This window comes from Acidobacteriota bacterium, assembly GCA_034211275.1.
GTDB lineage: Bacteria > Acidobacteriota > Thermoanaerobaculia > Multivoradales > JAHZIX01 > JAGQSE01.
The window spans coordinates 1-10,078 of sequence record JAXHTF010000229.1; the positions used below are offsets into that span (position 1 = coordinate 1).

Annotated in this window: 12 protein-coding genes and 2 tRNA genes; 6 read left to right on the forward strand and 8 right to left on the reverse strand. The window is 67.0% G+C overall.

What is annotated here, in order from left to right:
* Nucleotides 1-57 precede the first annotated feature (57 nt).
* From SX243_22910 to SX243_22930, 5 genes are all read right to left on the reverse strand, one after another.
* Nucleotides 58-477, reverse strand: coding sequence for a PIN domain-containing protein (locus tag SX243_22910; protein ID MDY7095836.1), 420 nt, complete (start codon nucleotides 475-477; stop codon nucleotides 58-60).
* On the reverse strand, nucleotides 464-928 hold the full coding sequence (locus SX243_22915; GenBank protein MDY7095837.1) for a ribbon-helix-helix protein, CopG family: 465 nt from the start codon (nucleotides 926-928) through the stop codon (nucleotides 464-466). The genes SX243_22910 and SX243_22915 overlap by 14 nt, the downstream gene beginning before the upstream one ends.
* Nucleotides 929-1,160: 232 nt before the next feature.
* Nucleotides 1,161-1,237 (reverse strand) — tRNA-Arg (locus SX243_22920).
* Nucleotides 1,238-1,312: 75 nt separating this feature from the next.
* On the reverse strand, nucleotides 1,313-2,134 hold the full coding sequence (locus tag SX243_22925) for a thiazole synthase (protein MDY7095838.1): 822 nt from the start codon (nucleotides 2,132-2,134) through the stop codon (nucleotides 1,313-1,315).
* Nucleotides 2,135-2,198: 64 nt separating this feature from the next.
* Nucleotides 2,199-2,849, reverse strand: a complete 651-nt coding sequence (locus SX243_22930) for a deoxynucleoside kinase (GenBank protein MDY7095839.1) — start codon at nucleotides 2,847-2,849, stop codon at nucleotides 2,199-2,201.
* Between the two features lie 567 nt (nucleotides 2,850-3,416).
* On the opposite strand from SX243_22930, the gene SX243_22935 reads away from it, so the two are divergent.
* Nucleotides 3,417-4,184, forward strand: a complete 768-nt coding sequence (locus tag SX243_22935) for an NYN domain-containing protein (protein MDY7095840.1) — start codon at nucleotides 3,417-3,419, stop codon at nucleotides 4,182-4,184.
* Nucleotides 4,185-4,468: 284 nt separating this feature from the next.
* On the opposite strand, the gene tsaD is transcribed toward SX243_22935, so the two are convergent.
* The gene (tsaD, locus tag SX243_22940) at nucleotides 4,469-5,572 is read right to left on the reverse strand and encodes a tRNA (adenosine(37)-N6)-threonylcarbamoyltransferase complex transferase subunit TsaD (GenBank protein ID MDY7095841.1); all 1,104 of its coding nucleotides are present in this window, start codon (nucleotides 5,570-5,572) and stop codon (nucleotides 4,469-4,471) included.
* Between the two features lie 281 nt (nucleotides 5,573-5,853).
* Between tsaD and SX243_22945 the strand changes: the two genes are divergently transcribed.
* From SX243_22945 to SX243_22965, 5 genes are all read left to right on the forward strand, one after another.
* Nucleotides 5,854-7,056 (forward strand): phosphoglycerate kinase, encoded by a 1,203-nt coding sequence (locus SX243_22945; GenBank protein ID MDY7095842.1) that lies wholly within the window; start codon nucleotides 5,854-5,856, stop codon nucleotides 7,054-7,056.
* Nucleotides 7,053-7,805: a triose-phosphate isomerase gene (gene tpiA, locus SX243_22950; protein ID MDY7095843.1), complete on the forward strand. Its 753-nt coding sequence runs from the start codon at nucleotides 7,053-7,055 to the stop codon at nucleotides 7,803-7,805. Before SX243_22945 ends, tpiA begins: the two co-directional genes overlap by 4 nt.
* A 58-nt stretch (nucleotides 7,806-7,863) precedes the next feature.
* The gene (gene secG, locus SX243_22955) at nucleotides 7,864-8,244 is read left to right on the forward strand and encodes a preprotein translocase subunit SecG (protein ID MDY7095844.1); all 381 of its coding nucleotides are present in this window, start codon (nucleotides 7,864-7,866) and stop codon (nucleotides 8,242-8,244) included.
* Nucleotides 8,245-8,354: 110 nt separating this feature from the next.
* Nucleotides 8,355-8,439: transfer RNA gene (locus SX243_22960), tRNA-Leu, on the forward strand.
* Between the two features lie 108 nt (nucleotides 8,440-8,547).
* Nucleotides 8,548-9,195 (forward strand): molybdenum cofactor guanylyltransferase, encoded by a 648-nt coding sequence (locus SX243_22965; GenBank protein ID MDY7095845.1) that lies wholly within the window; start codon nucleotides 8,548-8,550, stop codon nucleotides 9,193-9,195.
* Between the two features lie 17 nt (nucleotides 9,196-9,212).
* Here the strand turns inward: SX243_22965 and SX243_22970 are convergent, their stop codons facing one another.
* Nucleotides 9,213-9,584, reverse strand: coding sequence for a DUF971 domain-containing protein (locus SX243_22970; GenBank protein ID MDY7095846.1), 372 nt, complete (start codon nucleotides 9,582-9,584; stop codon nucleotides 9,213-9,215).
* Between the two features lie 17 nt (nucleotides 9,585-9,601).
* On the reverse strand, nucleotides 9,602-9,955 hold the full coding sequence (gene yidD / locus SX243_22975; protein ID MDY7095847.1) for a membrane protein insertion efficiency factor YidD: 354 nt from the start codon (nucleotides 9,953-9,955) through the stop codon (nucleotides 9,602-9,604).
* Nucleotides 9,956-10,078 lie beyond the last annotated feature (123 nt).

Below are 10,078 nucleotides of genomic sequence, written 5' to 3' on the forward strand. Positions count from 1 at the left end.
CGAGACCTGCAAACGACTAGCAGCAGCCCTTGGGGCCCTCGGCGACCCGCACCGTCATCACTCCCCCAACAACAAATTCTCAAACGGCTCCCGCTGCTTCCACCGATAGGCCCCGAAGTCTCGTCGACCGGTGGACAGGATCCGGCCGTGGCCCAGGGCCTCGGCCAGCACCACCAGCGAGGCGTCGGCGAGGTCCATGGGGAGGTCTTCGTAGGCCTGCATCAGCTCGAGGGTGCGAGGGACGTGCTCCGGGTCGAGGGGGAAGACTTCGAAGCCGCCGCGGTCCAGGAGCGTGAGGAACTCCCGCTGGCTTGGCGGGCCGATGCGGGTGAGGAGCAGGTAGCAGGTCTCGGTGATCACCGGCCAGGTGGTGATCAGGGGTTCGGCAAGACGCTCCAGCCGGCGGCGGGCGGTGGCGTGGTGGCGGTCGCGGGGGTTGGCCAGGGCGAGCCAGAAGCCGGTGTCAGCGAGGATCATGCTTGGTGGACAGGGACTCGCCGAGATAGCTCTTGTAGGACTCGGAAAGATCCTCCGGCCCCGCGCCGCAGCCGATGAAGCTCGACTCCCGGAGCACGCGAAGGGAGTCCTTCGCGGATCCCCGGGCCTCCTCGTAGACGCGGTCGATGCCCTGCTGGAGGATCTCGCCCACCGTCAGCCCGGTGGAGCGCTGCAGGTAATCGAGCTTCGAGCTCTGGGCCGCGGCAAGGCCTCGCGGGACTCCAGGGTCGGCACCGTAGGCAGTCGCCGGCTCGGCAACTTCGGTCACACCCCACGACCCGAAAGCCCCATCACCCCTCGGGCTATCCGCACAGTGCCGGATCGCTTCCCGCACGAGCTCGGACATGGAGCGATGCTCGCGTTGGGCGAGTTCCTCGACTTCGTCGTAGATCTTTTGAGGGAGCGAGATGGTGATGCGTTTGGTAGCCACGGCGGATCTCCTGGGGCCGTTCCGCGCCTTTCCGTTTCTTCCCGGCGCCAAGTAAGCGAAATTGCATACTGATTGTGCGCGGCTACCTCTCTAAAGTCAAACTAAGCAACTCCTGCCCGGCCAGGGCAAAGGGCGTACTGGGGGGCTCGGCCTGCGCGCGATGAAAATGCAGGCGTAATCGCGACGCTGTCGCGTGCTCCGGAGTTCTTCTTGTCTGGGAGGAAGATATGAATGGTGCACCCGTAGGGAGTCGAACCCCAAACCTCCTGATCCGTAGTCAGGTGCTCTATCCAATTGAGCTACGGGTGCAATCCGTAGGAACGGGGATCTTAGACGAAAAGTGGTTTGGGGTGCAAGGGGACGAGCCCTGCGAGGGCAAAACGGCTACTCGATGAGCCCTTCCAGCGGCGAGGAAGCGGTGGCGTAGAGCTTCTTGGGAATGCGGCCGGAGTGGGCGGCGAGCCAGCCGGCCTGGACGGCGAGGCGCATGGCGTGGGCCATCCTCACGGGATCCTGGGCGCCGGCGATGGCAGTGTTCATCAGGACGCCGTCGGCGCCGAGCTCGAGGGCGATGGCGGCGTCGGAGGCGGTGCCGACGCCAGCGTCGACGATCACCGGGACCTTGGCCTGCTCGACGATGATGCGCAGGTTGGCGCGGTTGCGAATCCCCATGCCGGAACCGATGGGAGCGCCCAGGGGCATGACGGCAGCGGCACCGGCCTCTTCCAGGCGGCGGCAGACCACCGGGTCGTCGTTGGTGTAGGGGAGGACGACGAAGCCCTCCTTCACCAAGACCTCGGTGGCTTTGAGCAGCTCGGCGGTGTCGGGGAAGAGGGTTTTCTCGTCACCGATGACCTCCAGCTTCACCCACTCCCAGCCGCCGAGCTCGCGGGCCAAGCGGGCGGTGCGGATGGCGTCGTCGGCGGTGTAGCAGCCGGCGGTGTTGGGGAGGAGCAGCAGGCGGTCGGTGTCGATGTGCTCCATCATCGAGCCGGAGCCGGTGTCGGCGAGGTCGACCCGGCGCACGGCGACGGTGACCATCTCGGTGCCGGAGGCTTGGTGGGCCGCCTCCATGGTGGGGTAATCGGGGTATTTGCCGGTGCCCAGGATGAGACGCGAGGCGAAGCTGCGGCCGGCGATGGTAAGAGGCTCTACAGCGGGGGTTTCCTGGGTCGGGGGCAGAATCTGGGCGGTGTCTTGGCTCATGGTCTGGCTCTTAGTCAGGCAGATTGGGGAGTCTGGCAGATTGGGGAGTCTGGCTAGCTGGGGATCAGGCGCTGCCCCGGGGTACATAGTATTGGGTACCCTTGATCGGTCGGGAGAGCTGGTGCACCAAGTCCTCGAAGTCTTCTTCCCGATGCAGGAAGTCGATGTGGCGGGTGTCCACCACCAGCAGCGGTGTCCGTTCGTAGTAGTGGTAGTAGTGGTTGTAGGCGTCGATGAGCTCGCGCAGATAGTCGGAGGAGATGTCCTTTTCGAAGCTGCGGGATCGGCGCTTGATGCGCTCTTTGCAGGTCTCCACGTCCGCCACCAGGTAGAGCTGCAGCTGGGGCTCGGGGATCTGGGGCTCGAGGAGGTTGTAGAGCTTGTCGAAGAGCATCAGCTCGTCGTCGCTGAGGTTGAGGTAGGCGAAGATACGGTTCTTTTGGAACGAGTAGTCGGAAACCACCAGGCGGTCGAAGAGCTCCCGCTGGACGATGTCCTGCTGCTGTTTGAAGCGTGAGAGCAGGAAGTAGAGCTCGGTCTGGAAGGCGGCGCCGGGGCGGTCCTGGTAGAAGTTGGGGAGGAAGGGGTTCTCCACGTCCTCGAGGACTTTGACCCCCTCAAAGCGGCGCACGAGCATCTCTACCAGAGTGGTCTTTCCCACTCCGATGGGGCCGTCGACGGCCAGGTAGTGAAACGGCAGGGAGGTGCGGGTCAACGTGTCGCCGGAATCTGAAAAGCTGCTGGTGGTGGTCGGAAGATCGTTCGAGTCGGAATGCGGATCAGGGCTCGTGTCGCGCGTGGCATCGAGGCCGTCGAGCCACTTCGGCAGTATAGCAGCGCGGGCCTCGGCGCTCACGCGGGTCTGGCGCGGGTCTGGCTCGCCGAGCCGGCGGCGGAACCCGTACAAAGAAGCGAAGAACCAGGACCGCGGAGAGCACACGGTATACTGACAGAAGCCGTTGCGCAATCCTCCGCGCTTTGCCCGTGAGCGGTGTCGCTTCCGATTCTTGGGCATCCACCGCCGCCCGCCAAGCCCTCAACCTCGACCAGGATTTGAAGATTGACCATGACCAGCCCTGCCCTCCTTCGCCGCCCCATGTCTTTCCCGAGCAGCTTCCAGCCAAGCCTCGTCCCTCGAACGCCGCACCCGGCCCTGCCGCGCATTTCTCGAACGCCGCTGGTGGCGGCCGCAACGGCCGCCGGACGCCGCAACGGCGACGCGGACCTGGAGACGGTGCTGCGGGAGATCTTCCTGGAGGCTCCGGATCGCAATAGCTCGGACGTGGACGAGCGCAAGATCGCCCTCTTCTGCGATTTCGAGAACATCGCCTTGGGCGTGCGCGACTCCAAGACCGAGGAGTTCGACATCAATCTGGTGCTGGAGCGGCTGCTGGAGAAGGGCAAGATCATCGTCAAGAAGGCGTACGCCGACTGGCACCGCTACAGCGAGTACAAGCGCATTTTCCACGAGGCGGCCATCGAGCTCATCGACATTCCCCAGAAGCGATACTCGGGAAAGAACAGCGCCGACATCAAGATGGTGGTGGACGCCATGGACCTGTGCTACTCGAAGGAGCACCTGGACACCTTCGCCATCATGTCCGGCGACAGTGATTTTTCGCCCTTGGTCTCGAAGCTCAAGGAGAATAATAAGTACGTCATCGGCGTGGGGGTGAAGAACGCCTCGTCGAGCCTCTTGGTGGACAATTGCGACGAGTTCATCTACTACGAGGACGTATGGCGGGACGCCCAGAGCCACCCCCAGGTGGAGGGCCTGACGAAGAAGGACGCCGAGCTCTTCGGGCTGCTCACCGACGCCATGCAGGCGCTGATCCGCGAGAACAAGGAAGTGCTGTGGGGCTCGATGATCAAGCAGACCATGCAGCGCAAGAAGCCGTCGTTCAACGAGGGCTATTACGGCTACGGCAATTTTTCCGAGCTACTGGAGGACGCCGAGGACAAGGGCGTGATCCGGCTGCGGCGGGACAAGCGCTCCGGCAGCTACATCGTCACCGGCTACGGCGAGCAGCGGGGCAAGGGGCGGCGGTAATTCCATAGTCGGCCCGAGAGAATCTCTCTGCTGACAGGAGAGCGAGACTCTCAGCGCCTGGACGGGCGCTGGTTGGAATCCGCTCAGGCCTCGGCGCTGCTGGCCGCCGCAGGTGATGGAGCCGGAGCGGCGCGCGGAAAACTCACTGCGTTCAGAAAGTTCCGCGCGTTCTTCCGCTTCGGCTCCTGCCTGCGGCGGGCGCCTCGGGGCCTTCGCTCCGTTCCAACCAGCGCCCGTCCAGGTTTTCGAATGCTGGGGCGTCCTGTTTCAGCGAAGTATTTCTTCTATCCCAACACAAGGCGGCTGGCGGCTTCGCTGTCCAGGGGGTCGTCGGTCTCGCCCCGGGCCAGGCGTTGGGCGGCGGCGTGGGCGATCATGGCGGCGTTGTCGCCGGCGTAGGTTAGGGGGACGAGGCGCAGGGAGATCTTCTCTTCCGCGGCCCAGGTCTCCAGCTGGCGGCGGAGCAGACGGTTGGCGGCGGCGCCGCCGGAGACCGCCAGTAGGGGGATCGGGCGGCGGCGGTGGAGGCGGCGCAGGCGGCGCAGGATCTGCTCGACCGCGGCGTAGCGAAAGGCCGCCAGCAGGTCGAGCACCGGCGGCTCGAAGGGTGGATCCTGCTCCGGCCGGTAGGCGGTGTCGGCGTCGGTTCGTTCCAGCGCCTCGATGGCCAGCAGCGCGGCGGTCTTGAGGCCGGAGTAGGAGAAGTCGAGGCTCTCCTTGGTGGAGGCGATAGGGAGTACTTCGGCCCGCCGGCGATCTCCCAGCTCCGCCAGCCGGTCCACCAGCGGCCCCTGTGGATAGGGCAGGCCAACGCGCTTGCCCACTTTGTCGAAAACCTCCCCCATGGCGTCGTCGCGAGTCTCGGCGAGGGTGGTGACAGCGCTGCCGCGGACATCGTAGAGGCTGGTATGACCCCCGGAGACCACCAGGCCGACGAAGTGCTCCGGCGGCGTCTCGGCGGGGGTGCCGTCGGTTTCCAGGAACGGCGAGTAAAGATGGCCTTCCAGGTGGTGAACGCCGAGGAAGGGTTTGCCCAGACCGTAGGCCAGAGCCTTGCCCAGAGAGAGCCCCACCAGCAACGAACCCACCAGCCCCGGGCCGCGGGTGGCGGCCACGGCGTCCACCGCAGAGAGCTCGACACCGGCTTCCTCGAGCGCTCGGCGACTCACCGCCTGCCAATTGGCGAGATGTTCCCGGGAAGCGATTTCCGGCACCACGCCGCCATAGGGACGATGGGCGGCGAGCTGACTGGAAACCACCGACGAGAGGACCCGGCCGCCGCGAGCCACCAGCGCGCAGGCAGTGTCGTCGCAGGAAGTTTCGATGCCCAAGACCAGCGGTTCAAGGTCGTTGGAAGGGATGGCGGGTGAGTCGTCGGAGTGGGCCATGGGCGGCGAGCTCGATGGGGCGAGCGGGGTTGATGAGGAATCTATCAGAGGTAGTGGGAATGCCCAGAATCTCACCAGTGGTGTGAGCGGCCTGCCCTGGCGACGGAGATACCCGGAAGGTTCAGTACTCTTGGTAAGCTTGAGACTGTGCGGCCCACCGGACCCTGTCTCGCATCGCCAGGCCGCGCGCGGCACACAGGAAGATCTCGACCGCGTCAGGAACGCTTGCCTCGGCCAGAGCCAGCCTAGCCTGAACCAGCTCAAGCAGGAGTAAACCAACCATGACCGCATCCGTCCCCACCCTCGACGACCTAGACCTCGGCTCCCTAGACGGCGTTTGCGTCTTCGTGCGCGTCGACTTCAACGTGCCGATGGAGGATGGCCGCGTCACCGATGACACCCGGTTGCGGGAGGCTCTGCCCACCATTCGCGAGCTCTCCAAGGCCGGGGCCCGGCTGTTGTTGGCCTCCCACTGTGGCCGGCCCAAGGGCGAGCCCGACCCCCAATACAGCCTGCGGCCGGCGGCGGCACGGCTGGCGGAGCTGCTGGGAGCGACGGTGGGCTTCGCCGAAGACTGCGTCGGCGAGCCGGTACGGCGGGTGGCGGAGAACCTGACGCCGGGGTCGGTGGCGGTGCTGGAGAACCTGCGCTTCCACGCTGGCGAGAAAGCCAACGATCCCGGCTTTGCGGAGCAGCTGGCGGCGCCTGCTCGAGCCTACGTCAACGACGCCTTCGGCACCGCCCACCGTGCCCACGCCTCGGTGGTGGGGGTGGCGGAGCGCTTTCAGAGACGGGCCGCCGGACGGCTGCTGGTGCGCGAGCTGGAGGCCCTGGGACGCCTGTTGGGAGAGCCCGACCGGCCCTTCGCGGCGATTCTCGGCGGCGCCAAGATCGGCGGCAAGATCGACACCCTGGAGAATCTGCTGCCGCGTCTCGACCTGCTGATCATCGGCGGCGGCATGGCCAACACCTTCCTCGCCGCCGAGGGCTATGACATGGCTCGCTCGCTGGTGGAGCCGGAGAGCCTGGACCTGGCGCGGGAGATTCGCCGCCGGGCCACCGAGCAGAACACCCAGCTGCTGGTGCCGGACGACCTGGTGGTCACCGACGACCTAGAGTCCCCGCAGCGGGTGGAGACGGTCGCAGCGAACGCGGTGCCCGCCGGAACCATGGCGGTGGATATCGGGCCGGAAAGCCGCCGGCGCTTTGCCGAAGCGGTGGCGGAAGCCGGCACGGTGTTCTGGAACGGCCCCCAGGGGGTGTTCGAGAAACCGCCCTTCGACGCCGGCACCGTGGCGCTGGCGGAAGCGGTGGCCAGCTGCCCCGGCTTCAAGGTCATCGGCGGCGGCGAGACCGTCGCCGCCGCTCACCGCGCCGGGGTCACCGACCGCATCGACCACGTCTCCACCGGCGGCGGCGCCTCCTTGGAGCTGCTGGCGGGCAAGGTTTTGCCGGGAGTGGCGGTGCTGGAGGTGGGCTCATGAGCCGCCGGACCCCGCTGGTGGCGGCCAACTGGAAAATGCACAAGGTGCGCCAGGAGGCCAAGGCCTATTGCTCGGACCTGCGGCAGCGCCTCGCCGGCGTCACCGGCGTCGAGGTGGTGCTCTTCCCGGGTCCGACGCTGCTGACTACGGTGGCGGAAGGGCTGGCCGGCTCCACCATCGCCTGGGGCGGCCAGGACCTCCACCCCGAACCCCAGGGCGCCCACACCGGCGACGTCTCCGCAGCACAGCTGACGGACGTGGGCTGCTCCTGGGTGCTCTGCGGCCACAGCGAGCGACGCCAGGACCACGGCGAGACCAGCGAGCTGGTGGGCGCCAAGGCGGCGGCGGCCCGCCGCGGAGGGCTCAAGCCGATGGTGTGCATCGGCGAGACGGAAGGGGAGCGGGAGGACGGCCGCACCTTCGAGGTCTTGGAGCGGCAGCTGGCCGCCGCCCTCGACGCCGAGCCCAACCCGGGTGCCCTGGCCTACGAGCCGGTGTGGGCCATCGGCACCGGCAAGACCGCGACCCCGGAGCTGGCCCAGGAGGTTCACGAGTTCCTCCGCCAGCGCCTCGGCAAGCTGCGGGATCCGAGCTTCGCCGAGGCCTTGCGCATCCTCTACGGGGGGTCGGTGAAGCCAGGCAACGCCGGGTCTTTGATCGTCCAGGAGGACATCGATGGCTTCTTGGTGGGGGGCGCGGGACTTGACCCTGAGCCATTCTCGGGTATTATCAACAGTTCCTGCGCCTAAAGCCCCGGTCCGACCGGTGCCGCGGGTCGCCTGACACTCGTTTTCGAGGGAACTCAACGTGCTTTACGCTCTGTATATTCTTCACGTCTTGACCTGCATCTTCTTGATCCTGGTGGTCCTGCTGCAGCAGGGCAAGGGTGCCGACCTGTCCGTCTTCGGCGGCGGCAGCACCCAGGCCGCCTTCGGTGCCCGCAGCGCGGCGACGCTGCTGCACAAGCTCACCGTGGGCTTCTTCGTGCTGTTCATCATCACCACCATGTCCATCGCCTGGCTCCAGTCCTCCTCCCGCGGCACTTCCGTGCTCAGCGGCGTGGCGGCGGACGCGCCGCCGGCGGTAGAGCTGCAGGATGAGGGCACCACGCCGGAGGGCGCGGACGATGCCGCCCTGGCTCCGGCGCCGGACAGCTCCGGCGATGGTGACGGCGACGACGCCCAATAAGAAGACGCCGCAAGAAGACTTAGTAAGTGCCCGAAGCTCTCCGAATTGGCAAATTTCGGAGAGCGGCAAGCGGAGACTTTTCGCTGCCGGGCTGCTACAATTTGCCCGCTGCCGAAGTGGCGGAATTGGTAGACGCGCACGGTTGAGGGCCGTGTGGAGCGATCCGTGCCGGTTCGAGTCCGGCCTTCGGCACCATCCTTTCCCCCGATAGTCTTTCTTCCCCAGCTCAGCTTTTTCCCGGTTCAGTCCCCGATCCACCGGAAACGCCCGGCCTCTGGCTGCAGGGTGTCGTAGGCTCGGTGCATGAGCTCCCCCTCGGCACCGGTTCCGGCCCTTCCCCATTCGAGCCAGCGGCCCGTCGGCGTGGTCCTCGCCGGCGGCGCTTCTCGGCGCCTGGGACGTGACAAGACGCGGCTGGAGATCGATGGTGAGACCTTGGTCGCTCGCGCGGCGCGCAAGCTGACGGCGGTGTGCTCCCGGGTGCTGGTGGCGGACGGCGGGCGCGGGCTCCTCACCGTTCCTGTGCCTTCCATCGCCGACGGCCCCGGCGCTGGTCCGGTGGCGGGGATCCTGGGAGCGGCTCGGGCCTGCCCCGGCGAGGCTCTGCTGGTGCTGGCCTGCGATCTACCGCTGGTGCCGGTGGCGCTGCTTGAAGCCCTGGTCCTCGCCCCGAAGGAAGCGGACTGGGCGCTCCCCTTCAGTCTCCGCCACGAGGAGCTCCGCCCAGAGCCTCTATGCGCTCGCTATGGGCCCCGCGCCGTCGTCGCCCTGAGCGCCCGGGTTGCCCGCGGAGAGCTCGCCCTGCATCCATTGGCAGAGGAACCTGGACTCGAGATCCACCGCTTCGAGCCCGAGGAGCTGAGGGCCTGGGGAAACCCAGCTCATCTCTTGCTCAACGTCAACCGACCCCGAGACGTGGAGGATTTGGAAAGCCTGCAGGAGAAAGCCTAGAGCGAAGAGCTCGAGGCTCAGTCCGCAGAGACGGGCTCGTGCGGCGCCCCCTCCGGCCCCGTCGGCGCGCAGCGCGGACACGGGCACAGGCGGCGCAGGAAGGGATAGCGGTAGATACCGGTAGCGTGGCCGTCGGACCAGCGAAAAGAGATGGCGTAGTGGCCCACCGGCTCGATGTGCTCGAGGTCGACGGGATGCGGCGGTGGTTGGAATTCCACCGGCCCGGCACCGTGGCCCTGGCAGGACGCGCAGGGGCAGTAACCGCGCAGGGTGTCGTAATCGTACTCCCCCTGGTGACCGTCCTCCCAGGTCAGGCGGAGCTTGCGCTCCTCCGGCAGGCGGCGAGCTTCGACCAGATAGAGTGGCTTCGTGGGTCCGTTGGGGCTCATGGTGCTCTCAGGCAGGTTCAGGGTGGATCACTGGTACCCGGCGGCGTCCAGGGCCCGCAGCGCAGAATGCGCCACAGCGCCTTGCCGGAGCCTATCAGGGCGCCGTCCCGACGGATCACCGCTTCGCCATAGTGACTGCAGGTGGGCTGGAAACGGCAATGCACCCCCATCCCCGGCATGCGCGGCGAGAGCGTTGCCTGATAGAGGTCGATGGCCCCCAGAAGAGCCGCGGCGGAGAGCTGAGCCTCGGGAGGACGGGAAAGGTCGAGCAGCAACAACAGGGCCAGCGCCGCCAGGATCCAGGGCCAGCGGCGACGGCGGGCTGTGGAAGAGACGGGCGCGACGGGCGTGGCAGCCCGCTCAGGTTCCATTGATCACGAGGTAGGCCCAGTTGACCAGTACCGCCAGCACCACTCCAGCGCGCAGCCAGAGGGGCGGAGCGCCGGAGGGCTCGCGCAGCGGTCGCCGAGCGAGGGCCAGAGCGCCGGCCACCA

What these genes read in the sequence shown, in the direction of transcription:
- SX243_22970 (MDY7095846.1), bottom strand. Translation starts at nt 9,584, where the DNA reads ATGAGCCCCAACGGACCCACGAAGCCACTCTATCTGGTCGAAGCTCGC.
- SX243_22945 (MDY7095842.1), top strand. Translation starts at nt 5,854, where the DNA reads ATGACCGCATCCGTCCCCACCCTCGACGACCTAGACCTCGGCTCCCTA.
- SX243_22925 (MDY7095838.1), bottom strand. Translation starts at nt 2,134, where the DNA reads ATGAGCCAAGACACCGCCCAGATTCTGCCCCCGACCCAGGAAACCCCC.
- SX243_22910 (MDY7095836.1), bottom strand. Translation starts at nt 477, where the DNA reads ATGATCCTCGCTGACACCGGCTTCTGGCTCGCCCTGGCCAACCCCCGC.
- tsaD (MDY7095841.1), bottom strand. Translation starts at nt 5,572, where the DNA reads ATGGCCCACTCCGACGACTCACCCGCCATCCCTTCCAACGACCTTGAA.
- SX243_22965 (MDY7095845.1), top strand. Translation starts at nt 8,548, where the DNA reads ATGAGCTCCCCCTCGGCACCGGTTCCGGCCCTTCCCCATTCGAGCCAG.
- tpiA (MDY7095843.1), top strand. Translation starts at nt 7,053, where the DNA reads ATGAGCCGCCGGACCCCGCTGGTGGCGGCCAACTGGAAAATGCACAAG.
- yidD (MDY7095847.1), bottom strand. Translation starts at nt 9,955, where the DNA reads ATGGAACCTGAGCGGGCTGCCACGCCCGTCGCGCCCGTCTCTTCCACA.